The sequence below is a fragment of the Rhodococcus sp. B50 genome (genome assembly GCF_013602415.1).
Taxonomy (GTDB): Bacteria; Actinomycetota; Actinomycetes; order Mycobacteriales; family Mycobacteriaceae; genus Rhodococcus.
On the sequence record NZ_WPAG02000002.1, the window covers coordinates 1,357,604 to 1,376,773 of the forward strand.

General features: G+C 68.6%; 4 protein-coding genes. 1 reads left to right on the forward strand and 3 read right to left on the reverse strand.

Annotated features, from left to right (window positions below):
* Positions 1-4: 4 nt before the first annotated feature.
* Together scpA and mutA are read right to left on the reverse strand one after the other, a co-directional pair.
* Positions 5-2,251 (reverse strand): methylmalonyl-CoA mutase, encoded by a 2,247-nt coding sequence (gene scpA / locus GON09_RS06620; protein WP_213931111.1) that lies wholly within the window; start codon positions 2,249-2,251, stop codon positions 5-7.
* Positions 2,252-4,117 (reverse strand): methylmalonyl-CoA mutase small subunit, encoded by a 1,866-nt coding sequence (gene mutA / locus GON09_RS06625; RefSeq protein WP_213931112.1) that lies wholly within the window; start codon positions 4,115-4,117, stop codon positions 2,252-2,254.
* Between the two features lie 276 nt (positions 4,118-4,393).
* Here mutA and GON09_RS06630 point away from each other — a divergent pair, with 276 nt between their 5' ends.
* Positions 4,394-5,065 carry a TVP38/TMEM64 family protein gene (locus GON09_RS06630; protein ID WP_213934324.1) on the forward strand — a complete coding sequence of 224 codons (672 nt, stop codon included), beginning with the start codon at positions 4,394-4,396 and terminating at the stop codon, positions 5,063-5,065.
* On the opposite strand, the gene GON09_RS06635 is transcribed toward GON09_RS06630, so the two are convergent.
* Positions 5,044-18,906: a non-ribosomal peptide synthetase gene (locus GON09_RS06635; protein WP_307854332.1), complete on the reverse strand. Its 13,863-nt coding sequence runs from the start codon at positions 18,904-18,906 to the stop codon at positions 5,044-5,046. The two genes, GON09_RS06630 and GON09_RS06635, sit on opposite strands and share 22 nt — an antisense overlap.
* Between the last annotated feature and the right edge of the window lie 264 nt (positions 18,907-19,170).

Genomic DNA, 19,170 nt, shown 5'->3' on the forward strand with positions numbered 1-19,170 from the left:
GACGTCAACCCCCGAGGTGGTGGCCGAGCTGTGCGGCGAGCTTGGTCAGCAGACCGCTCGCCGCATCCGCGATCACGGTGCCGGGCGGGAAGATCGCCGCCGCACCCGCCGCGTAGAGCTCGTCGAAGTCACCCGGCGGGATGACACCACCGACGACGATCATGATGTCTTCGCGTCCCACCTCGGCCAGTGCCTGCTTCAGGGCAGGGACCAGCGTCAGGTGACCCGCGGCCAACGACGACACGCCGATGACGTGCACGTCGTTGTCGGCCGCCTGCTGGGCGACCTCTTCGGGGGTCTGGAACAGCGGTCCCACATCGACGTCGAATCCGAGGTCGGCGAAGGCCGTAGCGATCACCTTCTGGCCGCGGTCGTGGCCGTCCTGGCCCATCTTCGCGACGAGGATGCGCGGGCGGCGGCCCTCCTCCTCGGCGAACTTCTCGACCAGCTCGGTCGCGGCGGTGATGTTGGTGGCCTTGCCGGCCTCGTCGCGGTACACGCCGCTGATCGTACGGATCTCGGCCTGGTGGCGGCCGAAGACCTTCTCCAGGGCATCGGAGATCTCGCCGACCGTGGCCTTTGCGCGCGCCGCGTCGATCGCCAGCGCGAGCAGGTTGTTGTCGAGACCCTGGCTCTGCGCACCGGCGGCGCGGGTGAGCGCCTCGAGTGCGGCGCGGGTGGCGTCCTCGTCGCGATCCGCGCGCAGCTGCTCGAGCTTGGCGAGCTGCTCCGCCCGCACACGCGAGTTCTCGACCTTGAGGACCTCGATCTCATGGTCTTCGGTCACCTGGTACTTGTTGACGCCGATGACCGGCTGGCGACCCGAGTCGATGCGCGCCTGGGTGCGCGCGGCCGCCTCCTCGATGCGCAGTTTCGGGATGCCCTCCGAGATGGCCTGTGCCATACCGCCGGCGGCTTCGACCTCGGCGATGTGGGCCCGCGCCTTGTTGGCGAGCTCGTGGGTGAGCCACTCGACGTAGTGCGAGCCACCCCACGGATCGATCGGCCGCGTGGTGCCCGACTCCTGCTGCAGCAGCAGCTGGGTGTTACGGGCGATGCGCGCCGAGAAGTCGGTGGGCAGTGCCAGCGCCTCGTCGAGCGCGTTGGTGTGCAGCGACTGGGTGTGACCCTGGGTCGCGGCCATCGCCTCGACGCACGTACGCGCGACGTTGTTGAAGACGTCCTGCGCGGTGAGCGACCAGCCCGAGGTCTGCGAGTGGGTACGCAGCGACTTCGACTTCGGGTTCTTCGCACCGAACTTCTCGACGAGCTCGCTCCACAGCAACCGGCCCGCGCGGAGCTTCGCGACCTCCATGAAGAAGTTCATGCCGATCGCCCAGAAGAACGACAGGCGCGGCGCGAACTTGTCGACGTCCATACCCGCATCGAGTCCGGCGCGGATGTACTCCATGCCGTCCGCGAGGGTGTAGGCGAGCTCGAGGTCGGCCGTCGCACCGGCTTCCTGGATGTGGTAGCCGGAGATCGAGATCGAGTTGAAGCGCGGCATCTTCGTCGAGGTGTACGCGAAGATGTCGGAGATGATCCGCATCGACGGCTTCGGCGGGTAGATGTAGGTGTTGCGGACCATGAACTCCTTCAGAATGTCGTTCTGAATGGTTCCGGCCAGCTGCTCGGGCTTGACGCCCTGCTCCTCCGCCGCCACGACGTACAGCGCCAGGATCGGCAGCACCGCGCCGTTCATGGTCATCGACACCGACACCTGCGACAGATCGATGCCGTCGAACAGCTGACGCATGTCGAGGATCGAGTCGATCGCGACACCGGCCATACCGACGTCACCCTGCACACGCGGGTGATCGGAGTCGTAGCCGCGGTGCGTGGCCAGGTCGAAGGCCACCGACAGGCCCTTCTGACCGGCCGCGAGGTTACGCCGGTAGAAGGCGTTGGACTCGGCGGCGGTGGAGAAGCCGGCGTACTGGCGGATGGTCCACGGCTGGTTCACGTACATCGTCGGGTACGGCCCCCGCACGAACGGCGCCAGACCCGGGTAGCTGCCGAGCGGATAGCCCTCGGCGACGACGGCGTCACGGTCGGCCTTGGTGTAGACCGGCTTGACGTCGATGCCCTCGGGCGTCGACCACACGACGTCCTCGGTGGTGTAGTTGTTCGCCTCGGCGACGGACTCGACGAGCGCGGCGGCCTGCTCCGCGGTGGGAGCGGCGGGCGCCGGCACGGCCGGGTCCGTCAACGGGACGTCGGCGAAGCTGCCGATTTCGTGTTCGATGCTCACTTACGCTCCCAGGGTGTTCAGCAGGTCGGTGAGGGCGGCGACGGCGTCGATGCGCGCCGTGAGGAAGCCGTCCGGACGATCGTCGCCCTGCGCATCCCCCACGGCCTTCTCCGGTCCGGCCAGCAGCACGGTCGTGATACCCGCCGTACGCAGCGCAGCGGTGGCCGTGCCGGCCTGCTCGCCGTAGCGGGCGTCGGTGCCGCACAGCACGGCGACGGACGTTCCGGTATCGCTCACCAGCGACGACAGATCGGCGTCGAGATCCAGCGGTCCGGGATTGACCGCTTCGATGCCACCGGCGGCGAGCAGGTTCGCCGCGAAGGTCGCACGCACGTTGTGCTCGGCGATCGGTCCGAGCGGGGCGAGCAGCACCCGCGGCCGGGCACCGTGCGAGGCCAGGTAGGTGTCCGAACGATCCCGCAGTGCCTCGAACGGCGCGGCGTAGCGCGCAGCGGACGCGCCGGCCTCGGCGACACCGACCGGCAGCGGCTTCTCGGCCAGGTTCGGGAACTCGTTGACACCGGTCACCGAGAACTTGCGGTGCGCGATGTCGGACTCGCGACGGGCACGCGTCTGCGCGACACGCTCGGCGATCAGCCCGGCGTCGAGAGCGGCACGGTATCCGCCGGCCGCCTCGATCTGCTGGAAGAAACTCCACGCCTTCTCCGCGAGCGTCGTGGTCAGATCCTCGACGTACCAGGAACCGGCAGCGGGATCGAGCACGCGACCGAGGTTGGACTCCTCGAGCAGCAGCAACTGGGTGTTGCGGGCGATCCGGGCGGAGAATGCCTCGGACACCCCGAGCACACCGGCCGGCAGTGCAGCGTCGAACGGCAGGACCGTGACGGCGTCGGCGCCACCGACACCCGCGCCGAAGGCGGCGAGGGTGGTGCGCAGCATGTTCACCCACGGATCGCGCTGGGCCATCATCGCGGCCGAGGTCACCGCGTGCTGCGGGGCGTTGCCGGCTTCGGGGGCACCGGCGACCTGGGCAACCCGCGCCCACACCTGGCGGCCGGCGCGGAACTTGGCGATGGTCTGGAACTGGTCGTCGGTCGCGGCGAGGCGGAATTCGAGCTGTCCGAGCGCGGTCGCGACCGGGATCCCGGCACCGACGAGTTCCCGCACGTAGGCGAGTCCGGCGGCGATCGCGGCACCGATTTCCTCGGCGTCGGACGAACCGGCGTTGTGGAAGGCCGTGCCGTCCACGGTGAGGGCGCGCACCGCCTCGGTGCGGTCGGCGGCGGCCCGGGCCAGCTCGACGGCCTCGGCCAGGGTGACGTCGGGACGCTCGGAGAACGCGCTGGTGAGCGGCGCTGCACCGAGGGAGATGCGCACGGCGGCACGATCCTCGATGTCGGTGCGGTTGTCGAGCACGCCGTATACGGCCGTGCTTGCCGCGACCACGTCGGCACCCGCATCGAGACGGACCGGCGCGAGATCGAGAAGTACACCGTTCAGCGCGGTGTCGAGTGCGTCCACGGGGACGGCGCCGGCGCCGACTCCGAGCCACACCGAGCTGACACCGTTGTTCAGGGCGTCGAGGATGCGCTCGTTGACCGAGGCGGCATCGGTGCCGGTGAACCGGACGTCGACGAGCCATCCGCTGTTGACGTCGCGGGTGGTCGAGCCGCCGCGGACGAACGGGAACTCACCGGGCAGCGGCGCTTCGTCACGCTCGTCGCGGACGCCGTACAGCGGCGCGACGGTGATGTCGTCGTAGGTCGTGGTCTCGAGCAGACGCTGCGGCTCGGGTCCGAGTTCGGCCGGGTCGACGCGTCGGGACTTGGCCAACACCCCCGCCACCGCGTCCTGCCACTGCGCATATGCGCGCGCGGCATCCTCGGCTTCTGCAGCTAATGACACGGGCGATTCCTCCTACTGCGGGTTTGCAGGCTTTGTACGGACGGCGTTGTCGGCCGGAGGTGGACAACCTCGAAAAGGGTAGGTTGCCGTCGGTGTGATGCTATCCCCACACACCGCGCGGTCGTTGTGGGGATCACCACAGTTTTTCTAGCGCTCGATAATGACGTCCGCGAGGGAGACGGTATCGTGCCGTCTTCCCGGCCCTGCTCGGGGGGAGCGGACGCATCACGCGCGGTAGTGTGGACGTCCGTGACGAGGCTTGCCGCAGACCGCAGAGTGCTCGGCATCCTGATCCTGGTGGCGGCCCTCGTCGTTGCAGCTCTCGTGGTGCCGCATCCGTCGATCGCCCAGATCCGGGAGTGGTCCGAATCGGTACATGGCCCCGCACTGGTCCTGGCGTTCTTCGCCGTCCACGCCCTGGTGACGATCGCACCGGTGCCGCGCACGGTGTTCACGCTCAGCGCCGGCGTGCTGTTCGGCAGCGCCGTCGGCATCGGCGTAACGGTCGCTGCGAGCACGGTCAGCGCTGTCCTGGCGTTCCTGCTCGTGCGCGCGGTCGGACGCAAGGTCGTAGAGTCGCGGCTCACGCACTCGGCGGCGAGGGCGATCGATCTACGTCTCGCGCGTCGCGGATGGCTCGCGGTCGGCTCGCTGAGGTTGATCGCCGCCGCCCCGTTCTTCGTCGTGAATTGTTGTTGCGCCGTCTCGGCGGTGCGTCTCGTGCCCTATACGCTCGCGACGGTGGTCGGCATCCTGCCCGGCACCGTGGCGGTCGTGCTCCTCGGCGACGCTCTCACCGGACAGACCGATCCGCGTTTGATGGTCATCACGGGCGTGTGCATCGCGCTCGGTCTCGCCGGGCTGTTGCTGGAGGCCCGACTCCCGGAGCCCGCCGGTTCGGCGCTCGACGCCGTCGTCGATAGGGATCAGGACTCGACATCGAGATAGTCGGCCAGGATCGGGCCGATGACGGTGAGCACCTCCGGGGTCATCATCTCCAGATGGTCGCAGTCGATCGTGTGCTCGGTGACAGTGCCGGACACCCACGGCCGCCACAGGGCCGGTGACGCACCGTCACCCCTGCCGAGTGAGCGTGCCGCAGCGAAGAACAACAGGTCGCCGTCGAAACATTCGAGGTCGAGCGTCGGCGCGGTTCGGTGGACCTGCGCGTAGGCCGTCAGGATCCGCTCCAGGTCGACGGTGGACAATCCCGTCTCGTGGCCGAGGGCGCGAGTCACCGCGTCGAGCAGCTGCTCGGAGGACAACCCACCCGCAGCCCCACCGGGCAGTTCGATACCCAGACCCGCCAGCAGCTCCGAGTGAGTGAGGGCACGCCGTTCTCGTTCGAGCGGGTAGTAATCGAGGACGACCAATTCGACGGTCTCTCCCGCGGCGCGGAGTTCGACACCCATGTGATGGGTGATCAGTCCCCCCTGCGACCAGCCGAGCACGGTGTAAGGACCCTCCGGTTGCACGGTCCGCAACTCCTCGACATAGCGGTGCGCCAGTTCGGTGGGCGTCGCGTCGAGGGATCCGCCCGAGAGGTACGGGAGCTGCAACCCGTACAACGGCCGATCCGGCAGGTAGCGCAGTAATCCCGCGTACACCCAGGACAGTCCGATCGCGGGATGCACGCAGAACACCGGTCGGCGACGACCGTGTGCGCGCAGTGGGATCAGCACATCGAACATCCCGATCGCCGGGGAATCGGGGGCCGAAGACCTATCGAGGGAACCCGCGAGCCCGGCCGGTGTGGGGTCGAGGAAGACCAGGGACGATGGAACCTCCCGGCCCAGCTCGCTGCGCAGCTTCGACGCCACGGCAGTCGCGCCGAGGGAGTTGCCGCCGAGGTCGAAGAAGTTGTCGTCGACACCGACCCGGCCGCGTTCGAGGACGGACGCGAACGCGCGGACGACGACATCTTCGGTCGGTGTGCGCGGCGCTCGGTAGGCGGTCCCTACGGGCGCGGCCGCAGGCAACGCCGACCTGTCCACCTTCCCGCTCGGGGTGACCGGCAGCCCCGGCAGGACGACGATCACGGACGGGACCATGTACCGCGGCAGCCGCATGGCCGCGAAGTGCAGGATCTCGGGGGCCTCGACCGGAACGATCCCGGTGGGCACCACATATCCGACGAGCCGGTCACCGCCGCCGTCGTCACGCACCACCACCACGGCCTGGGCGACGGCCGGATGCCGGAGCAGTGCCGCCTCGACCTCCTCGAGTTCGATGCGCAGACCGCGCAGCTGGATCTGGAAGTCACTGCGCCCGACGTACTCGGGCTCCGCACCCTGCGAGGTGCGTATCCAGCGCATCAGGTCCCCGGTGCGGTACATCCGGCGCCCCGGAGGGCCGAGGGGGTCGGCGACGAATCGTGTCGCGGTCAGGCCGGGTTGTCCCGCATATCCTCGCGCCAGACCCGGTCCCGCAAGGTACAACTCCCCTACCGCACCGACGGCCACGGGCTGCAGGTGCGAGTCCAGCAAGTACTCGTCGAAACCCGGCATCGGGGGCCCGACGGTGAGGCTCTCGCCCGGGACGAGTGGATCGCGCAGGTTCGACATCACCGTGGCCTCGCTCGGGCCGTAACCGTTGACCATGTGACGGCCCCGGGCCCACGTCTCCACCAGGGACGGCGGGCATGACTCCCCGCCGACGCTCACGAAGGTCAGAGCCGGCAGGGCGTCCCGATCCAGCGTCGCCAGTACCGCTGGGGTGGTGTACAGATGCGTGATCGCTCCGTCGGCGAGGAAACGCTCGAGGTCGTCACCGGCGGCGACACCGGGCGGCACCACGACGAGCCGTGCCCCGGCCGCGAACGCCACGATCGTTTCCAGCAGCGAGGCGTCGAAGACCGGCAACATCGACTGCGCGACACGGGAATCGCTGTCGGCGACGGCCGACAGCCGCTCGACGAGCTCGGCGATACCGCGATGCGTCACGGTCACCCCCTTCGGCCTGCCCGTCGATCCGGAGGTGAAGACCACATACGCCGCGTCGTCGGCACGTACGGGCGCGCGGTGGTGGCCGTCCGTCGCCGGAGCCGTAGGGGCGCCGTCGAGGCCGGTGTCCCGTACGGACACGACGGATACGTCGTCGGGCACCGCCGGTTCGGGTCCTTCCGCGAGCACGCAGAGCGGCGCGACCGTCCGGATCATCGCGGTGACACGGTCACGGGGTTGGTCGGGGTCGACCGGCACGTATACGGCACCGGCGCGGACGACGGCGAGCATCGCAACGACCCGCAGGAACGACCGCCGCATCGCCACGACGACGGTGGTTTCCGGTGCGGCTCCGCGGGAGACGAGCAGATGCGCGAGCCGATCCACCCGCTCGTCCAGTTCCGCGTAGGTCCACTGCCTGCCGGCGTCGACCACCGCGACGGCGTCCTGGTCGCGCGCCATCCACGCATCGAGGATCTCCGTCCACGTCCGCGGACCGGCGGAGCCGGGAGCCGAGACCACCGGCACATCACCCCCGAACAGGCGGAGGCGGCCGAGCGGCGCCTCCGGCCGGGTGACGACGACCCCGAGGACCCGCGCCACCTGCGACAGGATCGTGTCTGCGGCCGACCGAGCGAACAGGTCCGGCCGGTAGCTCAGTCGCAGCTTCAGCGCGTCGTCGACATGAGCGATCAGGGTCAGCGGATAGTGGCCGGCGTCGTGTCCGGTGACGTCGCGCACCTGCATACCTGCGATGTCGACTGCATCGGACAGCGCCGCCCGGTCGACGGGATACGACTCGAACACAGTCAGGGTGTCGAATCCGGCAGCGGGCCCGGCGACCTGCTGGATCTCCGTCAGGCCGAGATGGTGCCCGTCGAGAAGTGCGGTCTGTTCGGCACGGATCCGCTCCACCAGCGCGGCGAGAGTCTCGTACGGGTCGAGCCGGACCCGCACGGGAACCGTGTTGACGAACAGGCCGATCATCTCCTCGACACCCTCGACCTGCGCGGGCCGTCCCGAGACGGTCGAGCCGAACACGACATCGCCCTGCGAGGTGAGTTTCGCCAGCACGATGCCCCAGGCGACCTGCACCACCGTGCCGACGGTGAGTCCGTGGTCCCGCACAAAACCCTGCAGACGCCGGGTGTCTGCGGGATCGAGCACCCAGGTGGTCTCCTCGGACAGGACCTGCACGGACGTCTGTTCGGCATCCGGAGCGACCAGTGTGGGGCGATCCAGACCGGTCAGGTACCGCGACCAGGCGTCGCGGGCGGGCGCCGGATCTTGCTGCACGAGCCACCGCACATAGTCCCGGTAGGGGCGTACCGGAGGGAGGACCCCGGTGTCCGCGTCGGTTCCGTACAGCACGAGCAGTTCCTTCAGCAGCAACGGTGCCGACCAGCCGTCGAGCAGGATGTGGTGATTGGTGAACACCAGCCGGTGATCGTCCGGTCCCAGCCTGATCAGACTCAGGCGCACCAGCGGTCCGTGAACGGTGTCGAAACGCTGCGTGCGGTCCTCGGTCTGCAACCGGGCCAGTTCCGCCGCACGGAGTTCGGTGTCCAGATCGCTCAGATCCCGTTCACGGAGCGGCAGTTCGACCGACGCCTGCACGACCTGCACGGGCGGGGACTCCCCGTCGAAGGCGAAGTTCACCCGCAGGTTCGCGTGTCGTGCCGACAGGGCGGCCACCGATCCCCGGAGACGTCGCGGGTCGACGACACCACCGAGGTGCAGGGTCAGTTGCACCGTATACGCGTCGATCGAGTCGTTCCGGAGGGCATGGAACAGGAAACCGGTCTGCAACGGGGTGAGGGGCCACACGTCCTCGAGACCCGGGTAGCGGCGCTCGAGATCGTCGAGACGTTCCTGACTCATCGGGATCAGAGGCAGGTCCGACGGGGTATGCCCTCCCGCTCCGGGCTCTGCGACGTGCCGGGCGAGTCCGCCGAGCATGCGTCGCCACCGTTCCGCCAGGTCCGACACCTCAGGGCGGGAGATCACCCCGGTCGGGTAGGCGAGATCCGCGCGCAGCACCGGCCCGCCGGGAGTGTCGACGACCATGGCGTTGACGGAGATCACCGCCGGTACCGGCTGTGCGGGATCGAGGCCACCGCCGAACTCCATCCCCGTGACGGCTTCCGGCGTCGTGCTCCGCCCGTGGAAGTTGAAGGCGATCCGGGGGGCCGGCAGGTGCTCGAGCGCGGCGCGGCCCTCGTCGTCGAGATAGCGCAGCATGCCGTACCCGATCCCGCGATCGGGAACGGCACGCAGTTGCTCCTTGACGGTCTTGATCGCAGTCCCCGCTGCAGTACCGCCGCGGGCCACGGACTCCATGTCGAGGCCGGTCAGATCCAGCCGCACCGGATAGGTCGCGGTGAACCATCCGATCGTCCGGGACAGATCGGCCCCCGGCACGACCTGCTCTTCCCGTCCGTGCCCTTCCAGCCCCACCAGCACCTGTGTGCTGTCGACACCGCGATCGACGCGCTGGGCGACGACGGCTCCGGCCAAGGCCACGAGAAGACCGTCCACGACGGCTGCGTGGAAGGCCGCCGGGAGAATCGCCAGCAACGCGGAGGTCGTGGGGGCCGGCAACTCGACGGTGACGGTGTCGACGGTGGCCCCGACGTCGACTGCGGGGTCCAACTCTCTGGTGCCGAGGAGTGGATCAGGACCGGACAGCGTCGACACCCAGAACTGCAGTTCGGCGGCGCGCGTGCCGCGGCGGGTCGCATCGACGAGACCGTGCGCCCATCTGCGCATCGAGGTACCCGTGGGTGCAAGATCCGGATCGAGTCCGTCTTCGAGGTGAGCCGCTGCAGCAGCCAGGTCGCCCAGCAGTATCCGCCAGGAGACACCGTCGATCACGGCATGATGTGCCACGAGAAACAGTCGCGAGGCGGGTCCCGCTTCGAAGCGGACCGCCTGCAGCATCACTCCGCTGCCGGGATCCAACCGTCCCGTCGCGGCAGCATGTTCGGCGGTCGCGACCGCGGTGAATTCCGGTCCTGTCAGGTCGTGCACCCGGACGCGGCGCAAGATCGACGATGCCGAGACGGAACCGATCGGCTGCGTCTCGAGACGCAGGCCGTCGGCGGCCCCGCGCCCTGCATCATGCGGGTGCCGATGAGCACCGGTCCCCGCGTGGAGGCGCGCCCGCAGCATGTCGTGCCGATCCACGACCACCTGCAATGCCGCGACAAGGTGATCCTCGCCGAGTCGGTCCGGCAGCGGGACCGACACCGATTGGCAGAAACCGGGGTACGTTCTGCCGCTCTCGACCAGCCACCGCAGTATCGGAGTGAGTGGCACGTCGCCGACGCCGCCGCCCGGCAGTTCCTCGAGCGTCGACACGGCCGGGCCGGACCCGGCGACCGCCGCGGCGAGCGCCGCGACCGTCTTGTGTTCGAACACATCTCGTGGGGAGAACACCAGTCCGGCCGCCTTCGCGCGGGCAACCAACTGGATCGACATGATCGAATCGCCGCCGAGGGCGAAGAACGAATCCTGCGTTCCCACCCGGTCGATGCCGAGCACGTCGGCGAACACCCGGGCCAGGACACCTTCGGTGTCGGTGATCGGTGGGACGTAGCTGTCGCTCCGCGTCGCGACCTCCGGTGCGGGCAACGCGCGGCGGTCGAGTTTCCCGTGCACCGTCACCGGCAGGTCGGCCATGTGGACGAAAGCGGCAGGCACCATGTAGTCGGGCAGCTGTTCCCGGACGAAGCGCCGGACGTCGTCGAGTCGTTCCTCTGCTGCGGGGTCGTTGACGTATCGCGCGAGACCGCCGATCTCGTCGACAGGGCGGAAGACGTCGGTCAGTGCTGCGTCGGTGGTGCTGTCGGCCGGGCCGTCGCGGAGGACGATCACCTCCATCGACCCAGGCTCCGGCGACCAGGTCACCGCGACCCGGTATCCGAGTTCTGCACCGAGCAGATCGAAGTCCGCCGGACCGATGCCGTCGGGTTGCGGACAGGCGTCCGGCTTCGGCACGAGTGCGTGGCCGGGCATCGCGCCGAGGGATGCCGCCGAGACGATCACCGACCGCAGGGCGGTGTGCGGCACGTCCGTCACGCGCAGGGCAGCAGGGTGGTCGGTCCGTAAGTGATCGGCGAGTGCGGTGAGCGTTCCGGACCGCGCCCAGGACCGGCACGGAACATCGGCGAGCGACCTGAGTCCGGTGCCGGTGTGCAGAACGACGCTGTAGCGGTACAGACCGAGCTCGTTGGCCGACCGCATCCGGCCGAGCTCGATGTCGACCCCGGTGATACCTGGCAGACGACCCGGCAGGCCGGCGAAGAACTCGGGGGCGAGCAACAGCTCCCGCTCGGAGAGGGTGGCACGGCGGACGCGTTCACGGACCGTGTCCGCGGTCTCGGTGCCGTCCGCACGGGCCAGTTCCACAGCGGCGGCGAAGTACGGCAGCAGCGCATGGTTCCGGACATCGCCGAGATGGATCGATCCGCCGGGTGCGAGCAGCGGCAGGATCTTCCGGAGAACGTCGAGCAGATATGCCGCGTCCGGGAAGTACTGGATCACCGAATTGAGCACGACGGTGTCGAAATACCGCTGCGGTAACCCGTCGGTCGTGTGCGCCGGCTGCGTCCTCAACCTCACTCGATCCGCCCACGGCTGTGACCGCACCGCGGAGTGGAGCGTCTCGATCGTCGGCGCTGAAAAGTCCGTGGCCCAGTACTCGGCGCAGTCGGGAGCAAGTTCGGTGAGCAGCAGGCCGGAGCCCACCCCGATCTCGAGCAGACGCCGCGGCCTCAGCCGACGGACGGCCCGCACGGCGGCGTCGCGCCAGTCCCGCATCTCGTCGAGCGGAATCGGCTGCCCGGTGTCGGTGGCGTTCCAGCCCGCGAAGTTGCCGGTGCCCGTGGTGGCGGTGTCCGCCGTGCCGATGTCCGGCCTGCCGATGTCCGTCGTGCCGATGTCCTTGCGTGGCGGCGCCGAGTACACGTCGTCGTACAGGGCACGCCACCGATCCACGGTGCCGGTCGCGCGGCTCGGGTCGGCGAGCAAGGCCTGTTCCCGGTCCAGCACCACATACGCGACCAGTTGTCCGGTCTCGTGGTCGCCGGGAGTGTCCCGAACGACCACGGCCGCCCGGGCCACAGCCGGGTGCGTCCCCAGTACCGCTTCGATCTCGCCCGGCTCGACCCGGAAACCACGGACTTTCACCTGCTCGTCGCAGCGGCCCACGAATTCCAGGTGGCCGCCCGGATTCTCGGAGTCGGCGCCGATCTCTCGGCGCATCCACCGCACGATGTCACCGGTTCGGTACATCCGCTCCCCCGGCGCACCGAACGGACATGCCACGAATCGTGCAGCGGTCGTGACCGGACGACCGGGATATCCGCGGGAGACCCCCTCCCCGGCGATGTACAGCTCGCCGGGAACACCGGGTGGAACCGGCAGCAGCCCGGCGTCGAGGACGAAGACCGCAACCCCCGGGATCGGTGTGCCGATCGGAACCGAGCCGCGAGTCCCCCGAGCGAACGCGCCCCCGACGAGATACATCGTGGCGCACACCGTCGTTTCCGTCGGCCCGTACGCGTTGACCAGCAACGTCGAGGGGTGCACCCTCTGGAAGCGGCGTGCCACCTCCGGGGACAGCACGTCGCCCGCCGTGACCACCTGGTCCACACCGTCCCACACCCGCGTGGGCACGACGGCGGGGTCGACCAGTGCATGGAACAACGGTGTCGGGACGAACATCGTCGTCACGCCGTGTTCGGAGATCATCCGTGCGACGGCCGAAGGATCGAGCAGGCCGGGCGGCGCGAGCACGAGTTCGGTACCGCCGATCAGGGCGGGCCAGATCTCGTACACCGACGCATCGAAGCCGGGCGAGGACACCAGCGACATCCGGCGTCGCGGTCGCGAGTCGGTCCATCCGTGCTCGACAAGGTGCACGAGGTTCCGATGAGTGACAGCCACGCCCTTCGGGGTGCCGGTGGAGCCTGAGGTGTAGATCGTGTACGCGGTGTTCGCCGGGTACAGGGGCGCGATCCGGTCGGCGTCGGTGAGCGGTCGGGCGTCGTCGGGCAGGTCGTGGGACGAGGGCAGTCCCGTCTCGTCGAGGACCACCACGACGGCAGTGCCCCCACGGGAGGTGAGTCGACCGTCGGTGACCAGCACTCGGGGCGCAGCATCGGTGAGGATGAAGGCGGTCCGTTCGCTCGGATAGCCGGGATCCAACGGAAGATAGGCACCTCCCGCCGCCGACACCGCAAGGAGGGCGACGATCGACGCCGGGGATCGGTCGAGCGCGACGACCACCACGGACTCGGGCCCGACGCCGAATTCGACGAGCAGACGCGCCAGCCGGTTCGCCCGGGCATCGAGGTCGCGGTAGGTCCACCGGTCGTCGCCGCAGGTCAGAGCCGGTGCATCCGGGGTCGCGCCGATCCGCTCGGCGAACACGGCGGCCACCGTCCGATCCGGAACGGGGGCATCCGGACTGCTCCACGAGTCGAGGAGCAGGTCGCGCTCGGACCGATCGAGCAGGTCGACAGCATCAACCCGTTCGTGCGGCGACCTCACCATGGATTCCAGGACGCGGAGATAACGACCGGCGAATCGTTCGACGGTGTCGCGCTCGAACAGATCGCTCGCGTACTCGATGCTGCCGAGCATCCCGCCATCCCCGGTGGACGTGCGCTCCGACAGGCTGATGTACAGGTCGAATCGAGCGATGCCGGTCGCGACGGGCAGCACCTCGACGTCGATGCCCGGGTGATCCAGGCTCGGCACCGGATTGTTCTGCAACGCGAAGGCGACCTGGAACAGCGGGTGATGGGCGGTCGAGCGCGCCGGGGCGAGCAGTTCCACCAGCCGCTCGAAGGGCGCATCCTGGTTCTCGTACGCGGCCAGCGCCCCGGCCCGTACCCGGTCGAGGACGTCCGCGAGCGTCCAGCGTCCGGCAATGTCGTTCACGCGCAACACCCAGGTGTTGACGAAGAATCCGACGAGATCCGTCAGGGCCTCATCGGTCCGCCCGGCCACCGGACCGCCGAGCGTGATGTCGTCTCCCGCACCGAGCTTGTGCAGGAGCACCACGAGTGCCGACTGGAAGACCATCGATGCGGTGGCCCCGTGCTCTCCGGCCAGCTCGTCCACCGCCGTGCGTAGTTGCGCAGGGACCGTGAAATCCACCCGACCACCTCGGAAGGACTGCACCGCAGGACGGGGGTGGTCGAGCGGAAGCGGTAGGCATTCGGGAATTCCGGCCAGTTCCTCTCGCCAATAGTCGAACTGTCTCTGCAGGATGCTTCCCGTCTCGTCCTCGTCCCCCAGCACTTCCCGTTGCCACAGCGTGTAGTCGGCGTACTGCACCGGCAGCGGATCCCACTCGGGTTCGGTCCCCGCCGCACGGGCCGTGTATGCGAGCAGCATGTCGCGCACCAGCGGCACCATCGATGCGCCGTCACCGGCGATGTGGTGGAGCACCAGCACCAGCACGTGCTCGTCGGAACCGACCCGCAGCAGCGTGGCGCGCACGGGGATATCGGTGGACAAATCGAAGGGACGCCGTGCCTCCGCGCGCACGGCCGCCTGCCCCTCGTCGGCCGTCACCATTCTCACCGGCAACGACGAGGGTGTCCGCTCCACCGGCAGGATTCGTTGGAAGGCGACTCCGTCCGATTCCTCGAACACCGTGCGCAGAGACTCGTGGCGTGCCACGACATCGGCGAACGCCGCCCTCATCGCGCCGATGTCCAACCGTCCGGTCAGTCTCGCCGCCATGGGGATGTTGTAGGTCGGTGAAGGACCTTCGTAGCGGTGGATGAACCACAACCGGGACTGCGCGTACGACAGCGGAATCCGATCCGGCCGACGGCGACGCGTCAGTGGCGCCCGAGCGACACCGCATTCCGCGAGTCGCGGAACCAACTCGGCGACCGTCGGCGCCTCGAAGAGCATCCTGATGGGAGCTTCGACGCGCAGCGCGGACCGGATGCCCGCCACGACACCGGTCGCCGACAGGGAATCACCTCCGAGCTCGAAGAAGTTGTCGTCGATGCCGACACGATCCAGGGGCAGATGCAGCACGTCCGCAAAGACCCCCAGGACGGTTCGCTCCAACCCCGTGCGCGGAGGGCGACGGAGCGCACCCTGTCGGTCGGGGGCCGGCAGCGCGGTGCGGTCCAGTTTGCCGTTGGCCGTGATCGGCATCGCTGCCAGCGGCACCACCACGGCAGGAACCATGAAATCCGGGAGCTCCGCCGCGAGCGAGTCACGAAGTACTCCGGCGTCCGGAACCGTTCCGGTGCGCGGCACCACATACGCCACCACCCGGTCGGATCCCGTCTCGCGCCGGACCACCGCCGCGGCCTGCTCGACGTCGGGGTACCGGAGCAGTGCTGCTTCCACTTCACCGAGTTCGATCCGTCGCCCCCGCACCTTGACCTGCAGGTCGGCGCGCCCCGAATAGATGAGCCGCAGATTCGAGGCGACCTTCGCGGTGCCCGCGTCGCTCGTCGACCAGCGCACGAGATCACCGGAGTGGTACATCCTCGACCCCGGCGGCCCGAAGGGGTTTGCGACGAACCGCGTCGCCGTCGTTCCCGGTCGCCGGTGGTATCCCCGCGCCAGGGCAGGTCCTGCCGCGTACAGCTCGCCGATCACCCCGGGCGGCACCGGATGCAGCCGAGCGTCGAGCACGACGGCCCGGAATCCGGGCCCGAGAACGCCTGCAGTGACCGGTTTGCCGGGCTCGAGGTCTTCCGAGGCCATCTGCACGGTGATCTCACTGGGTCCGTATCCGTTGACCATGCGACGGCCCGGAGCCCATCGCTCCACGAGCCAGGCCGGGCAGTCCTCACCGCCGACGCTCACGAAGGACAGGTTCTCGGGGATCGCCGGATCGACCGTGGCCAGGACCGCAGGAGTGGTGCAGAAGTGGGTGATCCGCTCCGCGCGCAACGCGTGGGCGAGATCGTCCCCGGCGGATGCGTCCGCCGGGCCGATCACCAGATGCGCAGCGGACCCGAACGCGACCAGCAATTCCAGTACCGCCAAGTCGAAGCTCGGGGACGTCCCGTGCCAGACCCGCGCGTCGCTGCCGGCCAGAGTGCGGGTGTGCGCGACGAGGTTCGACAGGCCACGGTGCGTGACGAGCACGCCCTTCGGCCGTCCCGTCGAGCCGGAGGTGTAGATGAGATAGGCGGGTTGATCTACATGCGCGGTCGCGCACCGGTCCGCGTCGGTCACCCGGGACGAGCTGTACCGGTTCGATGCTGCGACCACCTCCTGATCATCGACCACCGTCCACGGCACGGTGTCGGGAAGCAGGGACCGTTCGCCGACTGCGGTAAGTCCGAGCACGGCACCACAGTCGCGCAACATGTACTCGATCCGGGCCGGCGGGTAGGCAGGGTCGATCGGGACGAAGGCCGCACCTGCCTTCGCGACGGCCCAGATCGAGACCACCGAGTCGACGGACCGGGACATGCCGATCGCGACGAACCGTTCCGGTCCTGCACCCGACTCGACGAGCATGCGGGCCAGCCGATTCGACCGTTCGTCGAGTTCTCGGTAGCTCGAGCGGGTGTCGCCGCTGGACACTGCTGTGGCCTCGGGGGCACGGAGTGCGGCGTCGACGAGGATCTCCGGCAGCAGACGCTCGGGGGCCGGCGGCGAGCCGACCGCGGGTACGAGCGCGCTCCTTTCGGTTGCATCGAGCAGATCGATATCGCCGACCCGTATCGTCGGATCCGCTTCGACCGTCGTGAGGATCCGCTCCAGCCGACGGGCGATGTGCTCGATCGCGGGCCCGGTGTGGACGTCCGCGGCGTACCGGATCCGGAGCATGGCGCCGGACGTCGGCGCACCGCCCTCACCGGCGTCGAGCTGTGGAAGGACGAGACCGATGCGAAGGTCGACGTCGCCGAGGGCCGCATGCTCGACCTCTGCGTTCGCGTCGGTGGCCGCGTCGCCGAACTCTTCGACGGTGACGCGGAAGAGTGGGGCATGCGATCCGTTCCGTGTCGGTGCCAGCACGTCGAGCAGTGCCGCCGCAGGTACGTCGGCATGTGCGAGGGCGTCCCGGGTCCCCCGGGAGATGTCCTCGAGGATTTCTCGGAAGCGCATGCCGAGGGACACACGGGTCCGTAAGGGCAGCACCGCGCGAGCAGGGGTGCGATGTGGCCCCGCAGGGCGCAGAGTGCCGGTCCTGTGTCCTCCGGTCCCGGCCGGGACCGGGACCCCGAGGACGACGTCGTCGGTACCACTCGACCTGGCGACGAGGATTGCGGTCGCGGCGTGCAGCATCGTGAATCGATCTGCGGTGCGCTCGGCGCCCACCCGATGCAGGTCGCTCCCGAGGGGGTGAACGAACCGTTCCCACGAGGAGGGAGCGCCTGCGGTGCCGGTTCGAGCCCCGGTGGGCGACAGGGTTGGCGGTGTCGGTGCACCGGCCAGGATGTACCGCCAGTGGTCGAGCACGGTGTTTCTTCGGTAGCGAGGTGCAGCCGCTCCGGCGCTCGGCGGGTGGATCGATCCGACCGGCGTTCGGGGATCCACTGCGACGAACCGCTCGAGGATCTCCATGAAACAGATGCACTGCGCACGTACCTCGTTCTCCGCGTACCGGTTCGGGTTCGCACGGAACTCGATCACGGTACCGGAAGGTGCACTGCGGCGGTGGACGGTGATCAACCGGTCTCCGACGGGCCCCCGGGACAGGACATGCGGTATCCCCACGACCTCTCCCAGCACGGGTTGCTGATCGAACAGCATGACGTTGACCAGTGGTACCGAGAATCGGGATACAGGTTCGGAGGTGGCTCGGTGGATGTCGTCGAGGCCGCACGCCTGGTGTCGGAGCGCGCCGACCAGTTCGATCTGCATTCGGCGGACGAGATCCTCGACGGGTTCGTCCGGATCCACCCGGATCCGCAGCGGAACGACATTGACGAGCATTCCGGCGGACCGTCGCAGCTCCGCCGTTGTTCGCGCGGAGACCGGAATGTTCACGAGTACCTCGTACCGTCCCGACCGCCGCGAGAAGAAACAAGCGGCGGCCGCGAGTACCACTGCGGCCGAGGAAGCGTCCCGCAGCGCCGACGAACCCGACAGGTACGCGTCCGCAGCGTCCGACAGGTCCGTCTCTGCCGTAATGGTCCGTGTTGCAGGGGGAACCTCCGTGGCATCGACGAGAACAGGCATGTCGCGAACTCGGTCGCTCCAGTACTCCCGGTCCGCAACGAACCGGCGCGAGGCGCGATAGTGCAGGTCCTTCTCGTACAGCGTGCGGAGCTCCGAGGGCGGCTTGTCCTGCGCCGTCGTCTCGTCCGAGTCGGCGCTCCGGGAGGCGAGCGCCCGGGAATACAATTCGGCGCCGCGGCGAACGATGATCATCGCGCCGAATCCGTCGAGTACGACGTGATGGGCTTTGACGTATACGAAGTAGTGGGCATCACCGATTCGCAGGACCACGATGCGACACAACCGGTCCGCCATCAGGTCGACCGGCGATTCCACGTCCCGTCGGAGCCACTCCTCTGCCACCCTCCGTGGATCGCGCTCACCACGGAGATCGACCACTTCGGTGGGGACATCGAGATCTCGGTCGACGACCTGGTACGGACGGCCGTCCACATCGACGAGGCGTAGGAGGACGGTCTCGAATTCCCGCCCGGCGGTCGTCGACGCCCACCTCAGCAGATCGAGGTCGAGGTCTCCGCGGAATTCCACGTATTGAGCGATGACGAAAGGGACTTCGGGTACGAGTTGCTGGGCGAGCCAGATGCCGTACTGTGCCGGAGTCAGCGGGAATGCACCCGCGTGCTCGTCGCCGGATTGCTTCTCGAGGCCTACGACGGGAGTGGCCACAGGGGCCCCCTTCACGAGAATGCTGTGGCACGTCACTTCGAAATGTATGCGTCAGCGTAGGAGCCAGGATAGTTGCGCTGCAATGCTGTGCAGCATAACGAGATCGAGATGCGACCAGGTCACGCCGCGGAGAACGGCATCTGTATATCCGCGACATTCGGCACATTCGTTTCATATACCGAAGGTTTGTTTGAAGGGATGGATAGAGACCTTGCGTCCGCGCTATGCTCATTTTAGAAACTTAGAATGCAAAACTTTCGGTAA